19 protein-coding genes are annotated in these 18,824 nt (G+C 40.5%); 7 read left to right on the forward strand and 12 right to left on the reverse strand.

Annotation, left to right across the window (positions count from 1 at the left end; translation table 11 throughout):
* The first annotated feature begins 76 nt into the window (after positions 1–76).
* On the forward strand, positions 77–355 hold the full coding sequence (locus P3L56_RS13605) for a hypothetical protein (protein ID WP_042844707.1): 279 nt from the start codon (positions 77–79) through the stop codon (positions 353–355).
* A 633-nt stretch (positions 356–988) separates the two neighbouring features.
* The gene (locus tag P3L56_RS13615; protein ID WP_042844708.1) at positions 989–1,249 is read left to right on the forward strand and encodes a YfhL family 4Fe-4S dicluster ferredoxin; all 261 of its coding nucleotides are present in this window, start codon (positions 989–991) and stop codon (positions 1,247–1,249) included.
* 83 nt (positions 1,250–1,332) lie between these two features.
* Here the strand turns inward: P3L56_RS13615 and acpS are convergent, their stop codons facing one another.
* The 11 genes from acpS to rpoE all read right to left on the reverse strand — a co-directional run bounded on the left by acpS (position 1,333) and on the right by rpoE (position 11,229).
* Complete coding sequence (gene acpS / locus P3L56_RS13620) at positions 1,333–1,719, reverse strand: holo-ACP synthase (protein WP_042844709.1); 387 nt, start codon at positions 1,717–1,719, stop codon at positions 1,333–1,335.
* Positions 1,719–2,450, reverse strand: a complete 732-nt coding sequence (gene pdxJ, locus P3L56_RS13625) for a pyridoxine 5'-phosphate synthase (RefSeq protein WP_210831673.1) — start codon at positions 2,448–2,450, stop codon at positions 1,719–1,721. The genes acpS and pdxJ overlap by 1 nt, the downstream gene beginning before the upstream one ends.
* A 291-nt stretch (positions 2,451–2,741) precedes the next feature.
* Entirely contained in the window at positions 2,742–3,470 is a 729-nt protein-coding gene (recO, locus tag P3L56_RS13630; protein WP_042844712.1) for a DNA repair protein RecO, read from the reverse strand.
* 11 nt (positions 3,471–3,481) lie between these two features.
* Positions 3,482–4,390 (reverse strand): GTPase Era, encoded by a 909-nt coding sequence (gene era, locus P3L56_RS13635; RefSeq protein WP_042844713.1) that lies wholly within the window; start codon positions 4,388–4,390, stop codon positions 3,482–3,484.
* Complete coding sequence (gene rnc / locus P3L56_RS13640) at positions 4,387–5,067, reverse strand: ribonuclease III (RefSeq protein WP_042844714.1); 681 nt, start codon at positions 5,065–5,067, stop codon at positions 4,387–4,389. The genes era and rnc overlap by 4 nt, the downstream gene beginning before the upstream one ends.
* Before the next feature lie 302 nt (positions 5,068–5,369).
* Positions 5,370–6,335: a signal peptidase I gene (gene lepB, locus P3L56_RS13645; RefSeq protein WP_272686072.1), complete on the reverse strand. Its 966-nt coding sequence runs from the start codon at positions 6,333–6,335 to the stop codon at positions 5,370–5,372.
* 17 nt (positions 6,336–6,352) lie between these two features.
* Entirely contained in the window at positions 6,353–8,149 is a 1,797-nt protein-coding gene (gene lepA / locus P3L56_RS13650) for a translation elongation factor 4 (protein ID WP_272686108.1), read from the reverse strand.
* Positions 8,150–8,543: 394 nt separating this feature from the next.
* Positions 8,544–9,008, reverse strand: coding sequence for a SoxR-reducing system protein RseC (gene rseC, locus P3L56_RS13655; RefSeq protein ID WP_042844716.1), 465 nt, complete (start codon positions 9,006–9,008; stop codon positions 8,544–8,546).
* Positions 9,009–9,011: 3 nt separating this feature from the next.
* Complete coding sequence (gene rseB, locus P3L56_RS13660; protein ID WP_042844718.1) at positions 9,012–9,962, reverse strand: sigma-E factor regulatory protein RseB; 951 nt, start codon at positions 9,960–9,962, stop codon at positions 9,012–9,014.
* Entirely contained in the window at positions 9,962–10,591 is a 630-nt protein-coding gene (rseA, locus tag P3L56_RS13665; RefSeq protein WP_042844719.1) for an anti-sigma-E factor RseA, read from the reverse strand. The genes rseB and rseA overlap by 1 nt, the downstream gene beginning before the upstream one ends.
* A gap of 59 nt (positions 10,592–10,650) precedes the next feature.
* Positions 10,651–11,229 carry an RNA polymerase sigma factor RpoE gene (gene rpoE / locus P3L56_RS13670; protein WP_042844720.1) on the reverse strand — a complete coding sequence of 193 codons (579 nt, stop codon included), beginning with the start codon at positions 11,227–11,229 and terminating at the stop codon, positions 10,651–10,653.
* A gap of 395 nt (positions 11,230–11,624) precedes the next feature.
* On the opposite strand from rpoE, the gene nadB reads away from it, so the two are divergent.
* Positions 11,625–13,220, forward strand: coding sequence for an L-aspartate oxidase (nadB, locus tag P3L56_RS13675; protein WP_166685316.1), 1,596 nt, complete (start codon positions 11,625–11,627; stop codon positions 13,218–13,220).
* A gap of 59 nt (positions 13,221–13,279) precedes the next feature.
* On the opposite strand, the gene trmN is transcribed toward nadB, so the two are convergent.
* Positions 13,280–14,014: a tRNA(1)(Val) (adenine(37)-N(6))-methyltransferase TrmN gene (trmN, locus tag P3L56_RS13680; RefSeq protein ID WP_129466145.1), complete on the reverse strand. Its 735-nt coding sequence runs from the start codon at positions 14,012–14,014 to the stop codon at positions 13,280–13,282.
* A 157-nt stretch (positions 14,015–14,171) separates the two neighbouring features.
* On the opposite strand from trmN, the gene P3L56_RS13685 reads away from it, so the two are divergent.
* From P3L56_RS13685 to srmB, 4 genes are all read left to right on the forward strand, one after another.
* On the forward strand, positions 14,172–14,903 hold the full coding sequence (locus tag P3L56_RS13685) for an IclR family transcriptional regulator (protein WP_042844731.1): 732 nt from the start codon (positions 14,172–14,174) through the stop codon (positions 14,901–14,903).
* A gap of 2 nt (positions 14,904–14,905) precedes the next feature.
* Positions 14,906–15,823, forward strand: a complete 918-nt coding sequence (gene hutG / locus P3L56_RS13690; protein ID WP_071548222.1) for a formimidoylglutamase — start codon at positions 14,906–14,908, stop codon at positions 15,821–15,823.
* A gap of 272 nt (positions 15,824–16,095) precedes the next feature.
* Positions 16,096–17,301, forward strand: coding sequence for a sodium/glutamate symporter (gene gltS / locus P3L56_RS13695; protein WP_129466146.1), 1,206 nt, complete (start codon positions 16,096–16,098; stop codon positions 17,299–17,301).
* Between the two features lie 183 nt (positions 17,302–17,484).
* Positions 17,485–18,816, forward strand: coding sequence for an ATP-dependent RNA helicase SrmB (gene srmB, locus P3L56_RS13700; protein ID WP_042844736.1), 1,332 nt, complete (start codon positions 17,485–17,487; stop codon positions 18,814–18,816).
* Positions 18,817–18,824: the final 8 nt, after the last annotated feature.

Raw genomic sequence — 18,824 nt, forward strand, 5'->3', positions numbered from 1 at the left:
CCTTTACATAACTTGTAACCCATTTAACCTTCATTTGATAGCATCCCGTTTTATACATCACAATGGAGTGTTTTTTATGCGCAAATATATTGCACCTTTAGCTGTAATTTCAGTCACACTATCTACGTTCGCTATGGCCAATTCCATACAAACTTCATCTGAATCGGTAGAAGTCAAAGAGGGTGTTATCAATGCTCCTGAAATCACTATCAAATTAAACGGGAAGCAATCTAGCAATGAACCACAGGAAAAAATTATTGTAGAAGCTGATTCTATCGAAATTGTCGATGGAGAACTTCGAGCTAAAGGCGCTAAGTTATATGAGCAGGATAAGAAAATAGAATCGAATAAATAATTTATTGCTCAAGCTAGCTAGATCATCTATGGCTTGGGCAACAAAAACCTGCCAAAGCAGGTTCACTTTATCTTTTAGTCTTGCCAACATTATTCTGATTAGTTTTGTTTTTTCTCACACAATTGACAGAGACTCGCCTAACTTACTACCTTTTAAATTCATCTGTTTCAGAAGCTCCGCATATATAGTAACCTTACCTGCTTTACTGAAATCAATGCATAGATAGTGTGATTCTTCGTATTTAGATCGACGTAGCTTGTTAAGATGATTTAAAATGATTTTAGCGGCAGTAATACAAACCTCATGTGTGTACTTGTATAAGTGGGCTTGCATGGCTCCTAGCGCAGTAAAGCACCTAAATATTCATCAACTGATGGTGATTTTAAGTTTTGTGTTGCTTTATCCGACATTACTGACATTGAAATGCCCCTATATAACAAAGCACTCTACTTTAAGTGCACTCACTAGGTATTTTCTAAGCTATAAAAAGGGATGCGTTGAGTTTTGTGTTACGAATTTAGATTTTTCAATATGAAATATACTGTATAAAATCACAAATACCAGACGAAAGTAACGAATAAGTGCAAGGTATAAGTTGCTAATTATTAACTTATTTAAGTGTAAATTATTGATATGTCATTATTAATTACTAAAAAATGTATCAACTGCGATATGTGTGAGCCAGAATGCCCAAATGATGCAATTTTTATGGGCGATGAAATTTATGAAATTGACTCCAGCCTGTGTACTGAATGCGTAGGCCATTATGACAAACCTACGTGTCAATCTGTCTGCCCGATAACAAACACAATCATCACCGACCCTCAACATATTGAAACTGAAGAACAGTTATGGGACAAATTTGTTGCAATTCACCACGCTGATAAAATTTAACCCCAATTAACCGCCCCTCGCTATTGAGCTTTAATGCTTAGAAAGCTGCCAGTAGACTTTCTGGCAGCTAGGCATAGCATTATTTAAAGATTACTTTCAATAATGACTGTAGCAGCGGCATAGTGGCGTTCGTCTGTAATCGAAACATGGAAATGTGTTGCTTTTAAGCTACCTGCAAGTTCCAGCGCAGCGCCATTTAAGTTAAGTAATGGCTTACCCAATTTATCATTTGTCACTTCGAATTGGGTAAATGCTAAACCATTGCGTATTCCTGTGCCTAATGCTTTTGCAGCAGCCTCTTTGACTGCAAAACGTTTTGCCAAAAAACGCGCTGGCTTTGATTGTTTTTGGTATTGAACGAACTCGCTTTCTGTCAGTATCCTGTTCGCTAGGCTGTCACCTGTGCGTTCAATTGCAGACTCAATGCGTGCTATTTCAACAATATCTGTACCTAACCCTACAATCGCCATTATTTACGCGCTTCTAATAATATTTTTTTCATATCAGCAACGGCTTGTGCTAACCCGCTAAATAAAGCACGACCAATGATTGCATGACCAATATTTAGCTCATAAATTTCCGGTAATTGGGCAATACGCTGAACATTATGGTAAGTCAACCCGTGACCTGCATTCACTTTAATACCTTTACCTGCGGCATATACCACACCATCACGAATACGACGAAATTCTAACTCTTGCTCTTGTTCTGTTTTCGCATCTGCATAAGCCCCAGTATGGATCTCAATAAATGGTGCCCCACACTCTTGTGCCGCATCGATTTGCTCGTGATCTGCATCAATAAATAATGAAACTAAAATACCCGCTTCAGAAAGGCGCTTAACGGCATCAGCTATTTTTTGTTTTTGACCTGCGACATCCAAGCCACCTTCAGTGGTGACTTCTTCACGTTTTTCAGGGACTAAGCAACAAAATGCAGGTTTAATACGGCAGGCTATCTCAACCATTTCATCCGTTACTGCCATTTCAAGATTCATTCGAGTTTGAATGGTTTCATTTAAAAGGGCGACATCTCTATCGGTAATATGGCGACGATCTTCACGTAAATGCACCGTGATGCCATCAGCCCCTGCTTGCTCAGTGACAAAAGCAGCTTGTACAGGGTCGGGATATTGAGTGCCTCTTGCATTCCTAACAGTTGCAATGTGGTCAATATTTACACCTAACAAAAGCTCAGCCATTTTTTTCTCCCAATAAATAAACGATAACAAACAACTCTCCCTTCTATCCTACTGTAATTTGCCGTCTTGAGGGAATAAATCTCTCATCATTCGAGGTGAATTCCAGCTTAATTGCCCTATTTCAATGGTTACACTTTTATTTTGCGAAGCGCTTCGTAGAATTTTATTGAAATGATAAATTCACGTTGTTCAAAGCGAAGACTTTCAGTAAAAATAATAAAAAAGGGGCGAATAACCATAATCAATATATTTAATATATGGGGTCATTCAATCATTAAAATAACAATATATTTAATTGGGCTTATTCTGCACTTTAGGCGAGTAGGTAAATTGGCGAAATAGCTCGCGGCTTTTTAAGGGCTTTCCACCTAAGTAGGGTTTAAGGGCAATGCGAGTGAAGCGTTTGGCTGCTTTCAATGTATCAGCATCTGGGAATTCTCTACTAGCCAGTGCTTTAAGTTGCTTACCTGTGAAACTGAGCTGGTCAACAATTAAACTACCAATAAAACCTTTTTCTTCACGGTAACGGTAAGTCATAGTATCGGAAACTGGCTCTCCACTGCCTGCACAGTGTAGAAAATCCACCCCATAACCAAGGTAGGAAAGCAGTGCCAATTCAAATTGGCGTAAAGCAAATTCTGGGGTCTGTTCACTTGCTGCGAGTATTTGCAAACAGGAAAGGTAATCAAAAAATAAGGCTGAATAAGGAGTGCCAAATTCTAATACTCGAGCGGTTAATTCATTAAGGTATAAACCGCTATATAAAACCGTCCCCGTTAAAGGTAAAGCCAAGGAAACAGGGTCAGCATTAATGAGTGTTTTGATTTCACCTTTGCCTCCCCAACGGATCAGCAAAGGTGTGAAAGGCTGTAAACAGCCTCTTAATGGTGAGCGGTTACGGCGAGCACCTTTCGCAAGCAAGCGAATTTTCCCTTCACCTTCAGTGAAAAAATCAAGTAATAAGCTTGTCTCACTGTAAGGCCTTGAATGGAGTACAAACGCACGTTGCCAACCACTCATTCTGCCACCAATTATTTGAGGTCGTCGACATAACCAAGGCTGCGCAATGCTCTTTCGTCATCAGCCCAACCAGATTTAACTTTAACCCAAAGCTCAAGGTGTACTTTATTATCAAACATTCTTTCCATATCAATACGTGCTTCAGTACCAATGGTTTTCAGTTTGCTACCTTTGTTACCAATCACCATTTTCTTCTGGCCTTCTCGCTCAACCAGAATCAACCCATTGATATGATATATACCCGAATCCGTCACTTTAAATTGTTCAATTTCTACAGTCACTGAGTATGGCAATTCATCCCCAAGAAAACGCATTAGCTTTTCACGGATGATTTCCGATGCCATAAAACGCTGGGAACGGTCGGTGATATAGTCCTCAGGGAAATGGTGAGTCGCTTCAGGTATATGTTGCTTCACAATCTTAGCAATTGTATCTACACCCGTGCCTTTCTCCGCACTGATAGGAACAACATCCAAAAAGTTCATTTTCTGGCTAATCATACCGATATGCGGCAACAATATCGTTTTATCGACCACATTATCAATTTTATTGATCGCTAAAATAACAGGGCAACGTAAGCTAGATAGCTTAGTCAATACCATTTCATCATCAGGCGTCCAATTAGTGCCTTCAACCACAAAAATAACTAATTCCACGTCACCAATTGAGCTCGATGCGGCTCGATTCATTAAACGGTTAATAGCTCGTTTTTCTTCAATATGTAACCCTGGAGTATCTACATAAATAATTTGGTAATTATCTTCTGTATGGATCCCCATAATACGATGGCGAGTCGTCTGAGGCTTTCTCGATGTAATCGAAACTTTTTGCCCCAGTAATTGATTTAATAATGTTGATTTACCAACATTTGGCCGCCCAACTATAGCCACAAAGCCACAGTGGGATTGTAATTCACTCATTCAAGCTCCAAAATTTTCAATGCTTGCTCTGCGGCGGCTTGCTCTGCTTTACGGCGACTTGACCCAACCCCATTAATAGGCTGTTCAATACCGCTGACTTGACAGTGGATCGTAAATTCTTGATCGTGAGCTTCACCTTTTACCTGAACAACTAGATAGTTAGGTAATGGTAAATGACGCCCTTGCAGATATTCTTGTAACCTTGTTTTCGGGTCTTTTTGTTTATCACCCGGACTGATTTCATCCAGTCTACTTTGATACCAATCTAAAATAATTCTTTCGATCGTTTGAATATCACTATCTAAAAAAATACCACCGATCAGTGCTTCAACAGTATCAGCAAGGATAGATTCGCGACGAAACCCACCGCTTTTTAATTCCCCCGGCCCTAAACGCAAGCATTCACCGAGTTCAAATTCACGGGCAATTTCCGCTAATGTATTTCCACGCACAAGTGTTGCTCGCATTCGGCTCATATCACCTTCATCCACTTTAGGGAAACGATGATATAAGTCATTTGCAATAACAAAACTTAATATTGAGTCCCCTAGAAATTCTAGGCGCTCATTGTGTTTGCTGCTTGCGCTTCTATGTGTTAAGGCTTGGATTAATAACTCATTTTGATTGAATTGATAACCAAGCTTACGCTGTAATCTTTCTAGTAAAGAGGGGTTCATGTGCGCCCAACCATTTTTATTTGATAAAAAAGCACACGCAACAGACCTGTAAAATAAGCCATTTTACAAAACTGTTGCGTTTGCACTGACTCCCGAGTCAACCCACATTTTATACAGCTCAGTAGAACTAATTATAAAATACCATTAGTTACCATGCATTATAAAGGAGGGTTAATAATTGGAGAGCCAATAATATTAATTAAACTATATTGTACACTGGGTAAAATAATAATGCTTCGGATTATGCGGATTTTCAAATGAAAACCCGCACAACCACCGTTTGGCAGATCCAATTAATAAGATTATAGTGGACCAATTCGGCTAAAGCGAATACCTGTAGGCCATTCGTTTTCTTGTTTATCCAAACTTAACCAAATAAACACAGCTCGACCAACTAGGTTTTCTTCAGGAACAAAGCCCCACATACGGCTATCTGAACTGTTGTCCCTATTGTCACCCATCATAAAATAATGCTTTTCAGGCACAATCCATTCATTCTTTGGCATACCCGGTTGCAAATACCTTGCTTCAGTAATAGCTTGGCGAATAATTAGGATTTGATGCTCAACGGTGCCTAATTTTTCGCTACGCTCATACTGGCGCAGTGCATTTCTAGGTAATGCTTCGTCCAATGGGATTTCATAATTACCCTTTTGGCTGTCAACAACAGAATCAACATCAAAAAACATCGTCCATTCACTCGGTGCCAATGGACCATAAGTAATAGGGAGTTTTTCCGTGCACTTGTTATCAGCACAATTTGGGTAAATAGTCAGTTCTTTCGCATCTGGGTTATAAACGATTTTATCCCCAGGCATACCAATCACACGTTTTACAAAATCAACATTTGGATCTTTCGGGTATTTAAATACCGCAATATCACCACGTTTAGGTTTACCAGTTTCGATTAATGTCGTCTGCGTAATTGGGTCTTTTAGCCCATAAGCAAATTTCTCAACCAACATAAAGTCGCCAACTAATAAAGTTGGCATCATTGACCCTGAAGGTATTTGGAATGGCTCATAAATAAATGAGCGGACAACCAGCACAATAGCTAACACAGGGAAAATAGATGACCCTGTTTCAAGCCATGAAGGACGGCGAACTGCATTCGCAACATCCGCTTCACTCACTGCACCGTTAGTCGCATCCTGTAATTGCTTTAGCTTCGCTTTACGAGCAGGTGCAAATTTAAACTTGTCTACACACCATATAATCCCTGTGATTAATGTTGCCAGTGTTAGGATCAAGGCAAAGGTGTTAGCCATTGAGTCTCCTTGTAAACTTAGTTGTCTTTACCAACATGCAATATAGCAAGAAACGCTTCTTGTGGTAATTCAACATTACCTACTTGTTTCATCCGCTTCTTACCATCCTTTTGCTTCTGTAACAGTTTCTTCTTACGGCTAACGTCACCGCCATAACACTTGGCAAGCACGTTTTTACGTAGTTGTTTAACTGTAGAACGAGCAATAATATGGTTACCAATCGCCGCCTGAATCGCAATATCAAATTGTTGGCGAGGTATTAGTTCTTTCATTTTTTCGACAAGTTCACGCCCACGATGTTGTGAATTTCCGCGGTGAGTAATCAAGGCGAGGGCATCAACACGTTCGTTGTTAATAAGAACATCGACCCGCACCATATCCGATGGTTGGAAACGTTTAAATGCGTAATCCAACGATGCATAACCACGAGAGGTTGATTTCAAACGATCGAAGAAGTCCAGAACAACTTCAGACATTGGAATATCATAAGTAAGCGATACTTGATTACCATGATAGACCATATTGGTCTGAACACCACGTTTCTCAACACACAATGTAATCACATTACCTAAATACTCTTTAGGCATCAGCATGTGACATTCTGCAATTGGCTCACGCAGTTCTTCAATATTATTCAATGCAGGTAGCTTCGAAGGGCTATCTACATACACAATTTCACCGTTGGTTTGTTTTACTTCATACACTACCGTTGGTGCAGTAGTAATCAGGTCAAGGTCGTATTCACGCTCTAAACGCTCTTGGATGATTTCCATGTGTAATAAGCCAAGGAAACCACAACGGAAACCAAAACCGAGTGCCGTAGACGTTTCTGGCTCATAGAATAATGATGCATCATTCAGGCTAAGTTTACCAAGGGCGTCACGGAAAGCTTCATAGTCATCAGAGCTTACAGGGAATAAACCTGCATAAACCTGTGGTTTTACTTTTTTAAAGCCAGGCAGCGCTTTTTCAGCAGGATTACGAGCACCTGTTAAAGTATCACCTACTGGTGCCCCAGTGATATCCTTAATAGCACATACTAACCAGCCTACTTCACCACAATTTAATACATCGCGGTCAATTCGCTTCGGTGTAAAAATACCAAGGCGGTCAGCGTTATACACTTGACCTGTACTCATGACTTTGATTTTATCGCCTTTTTTCAAGGAGCCGTTTTTAATACGGATCAATGAAACAACACCTAAATAGTTATCAAACCATGAGTCAATGATTAAGGCTTGCAAAGGCGCATCCGCATCACCTTCTGGTGGGGGGATCTCTTTAACCAGACGCTCAATCACATCTTGAACGCCAATCCCTGTTTTTGCTGAACAGCGAACAGCATCATGTGCATCGAGCCCCACGATATCTTCTATTTCATCCGCAACACGCTCAGGGTCTGCCGCAGGCAAGTCGATTTTGTTCAAAACAGGAACAACTTCTAGGTCCATCTCAATAGCGGTATAACAGTTTGCAAGTGTTTGAGCTTCAACCCCCTGCCCTGCATCAACCACTAACAGGGCACCTTCACATGCTGCTAATGAGCGTGATACTTCATAAGAGAAGTCAACGTGGCCAGGTGTGTCAATGAAATTTAATTGGTATGTTTCACCATCCGCAGCGGTATAATAGAGTGTAACACTCTGTGCTTTAATGGTGATCCCACGCTCACGTTCTAAATCCATTGAGTCTAAAACCTGCGCCGCCATTTCACGATCTGTTAAACCACCACAAATCTGAATAATACGATCTGATAAGGTAGACTTACCATGGTCGATATGAGCAATGATAGAAAAGTTTCTTATGTTATTGATTTTCAAGGTAATATCTTCTTTTAAATTGCCTTACAAAATCAGCTTTGTGCAAATATCGCGACAAAACTAAAATGCTATGATTATCACAAGATTGTTAATTAGCAGCATTTTACATACAAGAACCCACTAACACAAAGATTCAATGTAAAACAACTGTAAACCTGTATAAGGTTAATAAGTTAGTTATCGTAATTTATCGCTAACTCCCCTGTAAAATATACTGTTTTATACCACCGTGCTTATACTATTTTCATTCCTGCTCGAAATAATCTAAAAAGCCAATGAATTGCTAATCATCCATTTATTAATAAGCTTTAAACCGCAAAAGGGAAACTACATGTTTCCCTTTTTAGTGATAGTACCAATTTATATTTCGAATACAACCCATTGAAATTTAGCAATTAACTTGTATCGAAAGCTCTGTCGGAGGTAACCCAATTTGTAAAACCACAGGTTGAAAAGCTTCGTCATCACGCCATTTTGACGCCAACTTACGTGCTATAAAAAAGCCAATTACACCACCAGCCACACCAGACATAGCTATCCAAAACTGTTCTAAGCTAAATGATTGCGCTAGACCTGCAAAAATAAATAACCCTAAAATAGGCGTTAAATAAACTAATAGTGCAGAGCGTATCAGGCTACCTTCTGGAATACCGACCTCAATCTTTTGCCCTACCACCAGTGGCTGTTCAATCGCAATTTCTAATTCATGTTCCGTATTTGGCCCTATTTTACTTAATGCGTAAGAACCACAGGTTTTACGAGCACCGCAACTTCCACAGCCAGATGAAGAACCATAGCGCAATAACGCCCTACCGTTTTGCCAACGGACTACTGTTGCCCACTCTTTTACCATAACTTACTCCCGGAACTGAATACTACCCGCCACGACTTGTGCGGTTGCCAACGGTAATTCACCGATGATAGTGACCACATGTTGTTTTTGCGCCATCGTATAAATTGTCCGACGCCCATTTTGTAAGGGTTGATCTAACAACGGGCCTTTTGCAGATTTTGTCACATTAACAGAAAAGGTAAATAGGCCATCACTAAACATCGCCGTTTCGACTATATCGTCTTCAGCTAATTTACGTGAAGAGCGCGATATTTCTTCGAAGCCTGGTGGCAACATACCGATTTGCCACTTAAATGAGGGATTGCCATTTTTGGGCGAAATCAATAAAGGCGGCATATTTACCTTGCTCAAGGTAAGCAACGAATCTTTCACTGTTTTGCTATCGAGTACCGTTGAGATCACACGAAATTGTTCAAGTGTTTGACTATTATTATCGAGAAGATCGATACGTAATGGTAATTTCGTTTCTTCATCGATCAATACTACATAGTTAAAACGTGAATTGTCTTTCGATATTATGCGGATCACTAATGCAGGTCGGTCACCAATATGAGTGCGCCCTGCATCAATAAAATTATAATACGGTTTAATTTGTTGATAATTAGCAAAAATTACCGAAGGTAAGTTATCAACAATATTTTTGCCATTTAAGCTAAATGCATCAAACCCTGGCTCAAAATAGCTAATGCTGTCACCTTTTTGCACAATTTCACGTCGTGACGAATCCATCTGGATCATCTGAGAAACAGGCTTACCATCAATAATAGTATGGCGATAACGTACAGGAGTAATTGATTGAGGGTTAAATGTCACAAATGACATTTCATAAGAGAGAGCTTGGGCAGCATTTCCCATTTCTTTAAAAAGAACATCGGCATCTTGTTCAGATGCCGAAGCTTGATTAGAAACAATCAGGCTGCCCGTCAGGCAGATGACGGATAACCATTTATTCATTATTGCAATTTAACTCCTGCTGAAGACGCAGCTTGTGCAGGTTCTTGATATTGCTGATTCTGATTCAACATTGAGCGTCTTTCAATTTCATACTGCTGCAACATTGCATTAATACGTTGATTTTGCTGCTCAACTTGTTGCAGTTGTTGCTCGTTACCAAACAGTTGATTATCAGATATATTTAAGCTTACTGGCGCACCACTTCCTACTGGAATTGTGTTAAACATAGGCTCATCAACTGGTGAATCAACGGCATCACTTTGATTATATTGTTGAACACCAACAATCACAGCCAATGAAACACAAGCTGCCACACCAATTTGGGTTAATTGGCTCGCCCAAGGACGAATTTTGCCCCAGAATGGGAAACTTCCCCAAGTCGCAGGTTCAGGCTGCGATTCAACAACTACCTGAGGATTAATACGCACAGCTTCATTCTCTAGTGCTGCCGCAACTTTACTAGCAATATCAAAATGCATGACCTCGCTAGTTTCGTTACGTAGAGTATCACGAATAAGATGATAGCTCTCCCAACGTTGCTTTAACGTTGAATCACGTGAAATGGCGTTTACTAGTTCTAAATCTAGAACTTCGCCATCCATCATTGCGGAAAGTTTCTCTCTTTGCATGCCCAATTACCTTCAGTTAATTGCATCACAATTATAGTTAATTGACTGATTTAACAATACTAATACTGTTGAATCAGAGGTTGTACTTTATTATCAATCGCTTCTCTTGCTCTAAAAATACGCGAACGTACAGTGCCAACAGGACAATCCATAATTTCTGCGATTTCTTCATAGCTCAAACCATCTAGTTCGCGAAGCGTAATTGCCATTCTTAAATCTTCTGGCAATGATTCGATGGTTTTAAAAACGACTTTCTTTAATTCATCAGACAACATTAAGTTCTCTGGGTTCGAAATTTCTTTTAAAGCACCAGCGGTTTCAAAGTTTTCTGCATCACTCGCTTCGAGATCTGACGCGGGTGGGCGTCTATCTTGAGCAACTAAATAATTTTTAGCCGTATTAACCGCAATACGATAAAGCCAAGTGTAAAATGCGCTATCACCACGAAATGACCCGATGGCACGATACGCTTTTATAAATGACTCCTGAGCCACGTCAGGGACGTCGGCCTGCGGTACATAGCGAGAGACTAGACTTGCAACTTTATGCTGATATTTTATTACCAGTAAGTTGAAAGCTTGTTGATCGCCTTTTTGCACCTTCTCAACCAATATCTGGTCAGTTAATTGCTCGCTCATTCCAGGAAGTATCTCCCGAATTCAGGCTGATAATATGTTAACTTGATCATGTTCTCCCTTCCTAAAGCAAGCACTACTTTGAGTAGTAGAACTAGTTGAAGTTCAATTAAATCTAAAAAAATAGTCAATAATTTACAAAACGGCCAACGTTGCTGTTTCGATGATCCTAAAAGATCTTCATTAAAACAACTGTATATAACATTTCCGTCTCTCATGAATACAGCATACGAATTTTGTAAATAAATACTATTGCCACCACACGAAACCAATTTGAATATGTAAATAGACTTAGGTCAATACATGTTTACTAAACAGCAATCCATCAATAGCAATAGACAATCCAATAGGCTAACATAAAAAACTCAATACATACTATTATATACACGCAAACACTTATGAACGCATCCACACAGCATTACACTGATATCTTAATCATTGGGAGTGGTGTCGCAGGACTTTCAGCTGCCTTACGGCTCGCCCCCTTTCATCAAGTGACTATTCTCAGCAAAAGCAACCTCAGTGAAGGGGCTTCCTACTACGCACAAGGTGGTATTGCCGCCGTTTTTGATGATACCGACAGTATTGAATCTCATGTTGAAGATACCCTTATCGCTGGTGCGGGTATTTGCCAAAAAGAAGCGGTTGAATTTATTGCCTCAAACGCTAAGCATTGTGTTCAGTGGCTGATCGACCAAGGTGTTTTATTTGACACCGAAATCACCGAAAGCGGCGAAACACAATATCATTTAACCCGTGAAGGGGGTCATAGCCATCGGCGGATCTTACATCATGCGGATGCCACAGGTAAGGAAGTTGAAACAACTTTAGTCGATCTTGCCATTGCCCACCCTAATATACATATTAAAGAACGCTATAACGCCGTTGACCTTATCCTTTCTAATCCAGCCAACTCTTCTCGTATTTTAGGTGCCTACGTCTGGAACCGCCAAAAAGAACAAGTCGAAACAATCCGAGCAAAAACAGTTGTGTTAGCAACGGGAGGTGCTGCTAAAGTTTATCAATACACGACAAACCCTGATATTTCTTCTGGCGATGGCATTGCAATGGCATGGAGAGCCGGTTGCCGTGTTGCTAACCTTGAATTTAACCAGTTCCACCCAACCTGTTTATTCCACCCGCAAGCACGTAATTTTTTACTAACAGAAGCATTGCGCGGAGAAGGGGCTTATTTAAAACGCCCTGATGGTAGTCGTTTTATGCCAGATTATGACGAGCGATACGAACTTGCACCTCGTGATATTGTTGCTCGGGCAATTGACCATGAAATGAAGCGCCTTGGTGCTGATTGCATGTATTTGGATATCAGCCATAAGCCTGATGATTTCATAAAAAACCACTTCCCAACCATTTATGCGAAACTAATGACTCTAGGGTTAGATCTCACAAAAGAGCCAATCCCAATTGTGCCTGCGGCTCATTATACTTGTGGTGGCGTCATTGTGGACAAAATGGGTATGACCGATATCACCAACTTATATGCTATAGGGGAAGTGAGTTACACCGGTTTACACGGTGCAAACCGTATGGCCTCAAATTCACTCTTAGAATGCCTTGTATATGGCTGGTCAGCAGCAGAAAACATCAATAAAACCATAAAACAGATCGATGAGATCCCTTATTTGCCTGAATGGGATGAAAGCCGAGTACATAATTCGGATGAACAGGTTGTAATCCAACATAACTGGCATGAATTACGCCTATTTATGTGGGATTACATGGGGATCGTTAGAACCACCAAACGCCTTGAGCGCGCCTTACGTCGTATTCATCTATTACAGCAAGAAATCCATGATTACTATGCGAATTTCCGTATTTCAAATAATTTACTGGAATTACGAAACCTCGTTCAAGTTGCTGAATTAATGGTACGTTGCGCGCTAGAGCGCAAAGAAAGCCGTGGGTTACACTATACACTTGATTATCCAGACCCATCACCCAATTCAGGGCCTACCGTTTTAATACCTGAATAGAGGGCCATAAAGCCGGCACTGGTGTCGGCTTTTCTTTAGCTAGCTTCACGGTATATAGCTTAATACTTTAAATAAAATGGCTGAATAAGTTTACGAAATGCTTCGGTATATTCATTATTTTCATTTTTTAGCGCTAAAGATGTTTGTTGTACCGATGCTTCCTGTAATTGAATACCCAGCAGCATACGGTGATAACCAGTTTTAGGTTTATCGCTAATATCGACGCGAAAAGCTGTAAACCAGCCAGATTTCCCTGCCATATCCTGCAATCTCTCCCCAACTTCGTATGGTAAGACTAAACAAAACAGCCCATGGGGAGCAAGACAGGACTTCGCACTTTTTAGCAATACATCATGGGTTAAAGCACATGTATACCTTGCTTGGTCTCGTTTTTTATCACGGCATGCGACCGCAGGTTCAAAATAAGGCGGGTTACTCACAATCAAGTCATACTGAGTCAGCGAATGCTGGCTATAAGTAATAATATCTTGGTTAATTATATGTAAGCGTTCCGCCCAAGGTGATTCATTAAAGTTTTCTTGTGCTTGCGCCGCTGCCTCATGGTCTAATTCGACGGCATCAACACGCAATGTTGGGTTTCTTTGGGCTAACATCAGGGCTATCAAGCCACTACCACTGCCAATATCTAAAGCTGCTCTAACCCCTTTTACGGGAGCCCAAGCCCCCAGCAACACGCCATCAGTCCCCACTTTCATTGCACATCGGTCATGTGCGACAAAAAACTGTTTAAAAGTAAACCCACCTTTGCGGTAATTTTGTTTTAGTTCACACATGCAAACACTCTAATTGGACAATATTTATTCTATCGTACTCATTTTGAGCAAATAAAAATGATAATTTAACCTATTCGCTACAATATTATTCTTATATTATGAGAATAATATTTGAGACGATTTTTTTTTACTGCTAAGTTCAAAAAAAGGAGATGCAATGAATAGTATAAATCGAACCCTAGACATCTTGTCATATATCACAACCAGTGCATCTCCGGTGACGCCTCAGGCTATCTCATCTGCATTAGGCATCCCATTATCGACAGTTTATCGGTTGCTGGCAATTCTCATAAATTGGGAATTTGTCTCTTATGCAAAACAATATGGCACTTATTGTGTCGGTTCGCAGAGTATCAAAAACCAAGAAAAATACTATCACCACAGTTTATTGATGGGAGCTTCTAAACAAGAGCTACAAAAGCTAGCGAAAAAAACGCAAGAAACCGTGGCGATAATTACTTCAAACTTACGGGAAACTATTTGTGTAGACATGATTGAAAGTGAACAGGCCTTACGCTGCTCTTTTATTATTGGTCGTGGTAATACCTTAATAAAAGGAGCAAGTGCAAAAACGTTACTGGCCTTTCGTCATGAACAATACCAAACCCATGTATTTGAAACGCACGCGAAACAATTAGCACATGAGCAAAGTAAATTTAAATTACAACAAGACCTACTGCAGATACAAAAACAAGGCTATGGCGTGTCTATCAGTGAAATTGACGAGGGCGTATTGGGGGTTTCTGCCCCTATTTTCAAAGGAAATGATGTTTTAGCTGTAATTTCAGTTATGGCGCCTGAATTCCGTTCCACTCATCGCGTCGATGAATTTATTACGCATACTTGCCAAACAGCCCATAACATTACTAAATTAATTAACCTGGAGTAACTATGACACAAGCTTTCCAATGGCAAGGGCGCACAGATGGTGAAACACAAGAACATTTGCGCATCCATCAGGTCATTAACCAACACGCTCCTGCTAAATTTGCCTTAATTGGTTTTGCGTCCGATGAAGGCGTTAGACGTAATAAAGGCCGTCAGGGGGCCAAAGCGGGTCCAAATGCTATTCGCAGCCAACTTGCAGGGTTGCCAATTCATCAACCACTTGCCATCAAAGATAACGGGACAATTAGCTGTGATGACGGTGATCTCGAAGCCGCACAACGCCGTCTATCTGATGAATTAGTAGCTATATTATCTGCTAACCAAAAACCTATCGTCCTAGGTGGTGGTCACGAAGTAGCATTTGCCAGCTTCCAAGGCCTGTTTGACTATGTTGAACAATATCAAGCGGGTAAAACAATTGGTATTATTAACTTTGATGCGCATTTCGATTTACGCGAAGCCCCTATTGCCACTTCCGGCACGCCATTTTTGCAATCTGCCATGTTATGTCAGCAATACCAACGTCCTTTCAAATACTTATGCTTAGGCATCGCAGATCATGGCAATACAAAAGTCCTATTCGATACCGCTGATACGTTAGGTTGCCAATATATCCGCGATAAAGAATTAGCTTATACCAAGCTACCTCAAGCAATTGAAAAAATTAAAAAATTCATTGACGATGTAGACTATTTATATGTCACCGTCGATTTAGATGTATTTTCTGCTGCCATTGCGCCAGGCGTTAGTGCACCAGCACCGAAAGGTATTTCTACTGAAATTTTTGATGAACTATTTGCCATTATCAAAAGTAGCCAAAAAATTGCCGTTTTTGATATCGCAGAATGTAACCCTGAGTTTGATATTGATAACCATACCGCCAAACTCGCAGCTTATTTGATTTACCAATATTTATTCTAATAAAACAACACAACAATTCGACTGATAAATACACTGTTTCTCACGCTGTTAAGATAACTTACTTTCGAGCACCACAATAAAAATAGCTTTGAAATTGATTATCAAATTAGCTGTAGCGCAATATCTTAATGGTTTTTAACTATTGAATTTCGCGTTACAGCTAGGCGGCAAGTGACGTTATCCCTAGGAGCATACAAAAGTATGTGACTAGGGTAGCGGAGCGCGGCTAACAACTCTGTAGCGTGAAAGACAACAGTTAAAAAGGGAAAAATATGATTCTACACCTCGACACGCTCTCCACCCTATTTCTAACAGTAATCTGCCTATTGATGGGGATCCACTTAAAAAAACGTATTGATTGGCTACAACGTTTTTGTATTCCCTCCCCTGTTATTGGCGGTTTTCTGGTTAGTTTGATTATCTGGGGACTTAAATCATTCAATCTAGCCGAGATTAATTTTGATACCAGCTTACAAACCTTTTTAATGGTTGCCTTCTTTACCACTATTGGGATTGACGGTAGCTTCCGTATTTTGAAAAGTGGTGGTCGGTTACTATTTATCTATCTTTTCATCTGCTGGTTTGTGGTTATCTTCCAAGACACTTTCGGTGCAGGGCTTGCCCATTTATTAGGTGTTGAACCTGTTATCGGCATTATGGCTGGCGGTGTTTCTCTAACAGGAGGGCACGGTGGTGCGGCTGCTTTTGGTGGTATGGCAGAAAGCTTAGGGGTGCAATCAGCGACAGTCGCCGCTATTGCCGCCGCAACTTTCGGTTTAATAACGGGAAGTCTACTCGGTGGGCCAGTCGCTTCATTTTTGATCAAGAAATTTAACGTTCGCATTCAAGCTGATGAAAATGTAGAACGAGTTCAAATACCTGAAACCATCGCAGGGAAAATCGAATCTATCGATGCCCATGCTTTTTTAAAAATGCTCGCGTTAGTACTGGGGATCATGGTAATTGGTCAATTCGCCTCGGCACAATTTACTAAGGCAACAGGATTTTCATTACCGAGTTATGTAGGCGCAATGATCATCGCTATTGTTATCCGCAATATTAACGACCAAATTGAATTATTCCGCATCAACCAAAAATCGGTTGACCTGATATCAGAAGTCTCCCTTGGCTTATTTTTAACAATGGCGATGATGTCATTAAAAATTTGGGAGTTGAAAACAGTTGCACTACCATTATTTACCATCCTATTAGCGCAAGTTATTATATTAACGTTATTAGTTGTCTTTGTTATTTTTAGGCTGCTAGGTAAGAATTACGATGCCGCCGTGATGTGTGCTGGTTTAATGGGCCACGGGCTGGGAGCTACGCCAAATGCAATGGCTAACATGTCTTCCGTTTGTGAGCGTTATAAACATGTTTCCATGAAAGCCTTTATGATTGTCCCATTGAGTGGTGCAGTACTCATTGATTTAGTCGGGATACCTTACCATACTTGGCTTATTAATATATTTAGCTAATCATTTCGAAAGGGAGGTTCTCCTCCCTTTTCAATGGTGTTATCCAGCCTAAATCCTACCTACTTTCATTGATATATCACTCCCTGTCTACTTTAAAAACAGTTACAATTGAGGAAAGCTGATTTTTCAGGTGAACAATTTTGCTAACCTGTTTATAATCAGCGCCCCAAATAGAGGTATATCATGACTGCATCCACTTTTTCTGAACTTGAACTTGACGAAAGCCTAATTAATGCGCTTTCGGATAAAGGCTATCAACGCCCAACGGCTATTCAAGCCGCGGCTATTCCTGCTGCAATGGATGGCCGAGACGTTTTAGGTTCAGCCCCTACTGGAACAGGTAAAACCGCCGCATTTTTAATCCCTGCGATTCAACATTTACTTGATTTTCCAAGAAAGAAATCAGGGCCACCTCGAGTTCTGGTTGTTACACCAACTCGTGAATTAGCCATGCAAGTTGCTGAACAAGCAAAAGAATTATGCGCACATAATCACCTAGATATTGCAACGATTACTGGTGGTGTCGCTTATATGAACCATGCTGAGGTTTTCAGCGAAAATCAAGATATCGTTGTCGCCACAACAGGTCGCTTACTCCAATATATTAAAGAAGAAAACTTTGACTGCCGGGCCGTTGAAATTTTAATCCTTGATGAAGCAGACCGCATGTTAGATATGGGGTTTGCGAATGATATCGAAACCATTGCTGGTGAAACGCGCTGGCGCAAACAAACTATGCTCTTCTCTGCAACTCTGGAAGGCGAAGCAATCCGTGATTTTGCAGAAAGGTTATTAGAAGAACCCATTGAAATTGATGCAGACCCTTCTCGTCGCGAACGCAAAAAAATTCAACAATTTCATTACCGTGCCGACACACTAGAACATAAAACAGCTTTACTATGCCACTTATTAAAACAAGAAGAGGTAACAAAAGCGATTGTGTTTGTTCGTAAACGCGAACGCTTACGTGAAGTCGTTCAATGGCTGCGTGAAGCAGGTATTGAACCATGTTACCTTGAAGGTGAAATGCCGCAAACTAAACGTAACGAAGCTGTTCGCCGTTTAGTTGATGGCCAAGTTAAAGTATTAGTTGCAACCGATGTAGCTTCCCGTGGTTTAGATATCGATAACGTCAGCCATGTGTTCAACTTTGACTTACCACGTACAGCTGATGTGTATTTACATCGAATTGGTCGTACGGGTCGCGCAGGCCGCAAAGGGGTTGCAATTTCCTTAGTTGAAGCTCACGACTTTCCACTGCTGGGTAAAATAACTCGCTATATTGAAGACCAAATTAAAATTCGTGTTGTTGACTCTTTGCGTCCGACCACGAAAGCCCCTTCAGAGGCAATGCTGAATAAGCCTAAACCGTCGAAGAAAGTCCTTGCAAAACGCAAGGAAAAGAAAAAAGAAGAACAAACTAAAAAGAAAGAAAAAGTACGCCATCGCGATAAGAAAAATATTGGGAAACGCCGTGCTCCAATTGCACCGACAACACCTGAGCAAACTAAGTAAATAAAAAC

The sequence above is a fragment of the Providencia sp. PROV024 genome, assembly GCF_032709665.1.
GTDB classification, from domain to species: Bacteria; Pseudomonadota; Gammaproteobacteria; order Enterobacterales; family Enterobacteriaceae; genus Providencia; species Providencia huashanensis.

Bases quoted from the DNA above. Each gene is read 5' to 3' on its own strand.
- P3L56_RS13605 (WP_042844707.1), top strand. From the start codon at position 77: ATGCGCAAATATATTGCACCTTTAGCTGTAATTTCAGTCACACTATCT.
- P3L56_RS13615 (WP_042844708.1), top strand. From the start codon at position 989: ATGTCATTATTAATTACTAAAAAATGTATCAACTGCGATATGTGTGAG.
- acpS (WP_042844709.1), bottom strand. From the start codon at position 1,719: ATGGCGATTGTAGGGTTAGGTACAGATATTGTTGAAATAGCACGCATT.
- pdxJ (WP_210831673.1), bottom strand. From the start codon at position 2,450: ATGGCTGAGCTTTTGTTAGGTGTAAATATTGACCACATTGCAACTGTT.
- recO (WP_042844712.1), bottom strand. From the start codon at position 3,470: ATGAGTGGTTGGCAACGTGCGTTTGTACTCCATTCAAGGCCTTACAGT.
- era (WP_042844713.1), bottom strand. From the start codon at position 4,390: ATGAGTGAATTACAATCCCACTGTGGCTTTGTGGCTATAGTTGGGCGG.
- rnc (WP_042844714.1), bottom strand. From the start codon at position 5,067: ATGAACCCCTCTTTACTAGAAAGATTACAGCGTAAGCTTGGTTATCAA.
- lepB (WP_272686072.1), bottom strand. From the start codon at position 6,335: ATGGCTAACACCTTTGCCTTGATCCTAACACTGGCAACATTAATCACA.
- rseC (WP_042844716.1), bottom strand. From the start codon at position 9,008: ATGGTAAAAGAGTGGGCAACAGTAGTCCGTTGGCAAAACGGTAGGGCG.
- rseB (WP_042844718.1), bottom strand. From the start codon at position 9,962: ATGAATAAATGGTTATCCGTCATCTGCCTGACGGGCAGCCTGATTGTT.
- rseA (WP_042844719.1), bottom strand. From the start codon at position 10,591: ATGCAAAGAGAGAAACTTTCCGCAATGATGGATGGCGAAGTTCTAGAT.
- rpoE (WP_042844720.1), bottom strand. From the start codon at position 11,229: ATGAGCGAGCAATTAACTGACCAGATATTGGTTGAGAAGGTGCAAAAA.
- nadB (WP_166685316.1), top strand. From the start codon at position 11,625: ATGAACGCATCCACACAGCATTACACTGATATCTTAATCATTGGGAGT.
- trmN (WP_129466145.1), bottom strand. From the start codon at position 14,014: ATGTGTGAACTAAAACAAAATTACCGCAAAGGTGGGTTTACTTTTAAA.
- P3L56_RS13685 (WP_042844731.1), top strand. From the start codon at position 14,172: ATGAATAGTATAAATCGAACCCTAGACATCTTGTCATATATCACAACC.
- hutG (WP_071548222.1), top strand. From the start codon at position 14,906: ATGACACAAGCTTTCCAATGGCAAGGGCGCACAGATGGTGAAACACAA.
- gltS (WP_129466146.1), top strand. From the start codon at position 16,096: ATGATTCTACACCTCGACACGCTCTCCACCCTATTTCTAACAGTAATC.
- srmB (WP_042844736.1), top strand. From the start codon at position 17,485: ATGACTGCATCCACTTTTTCTGAACTTGAACTTGACGAAAGCCTAATT.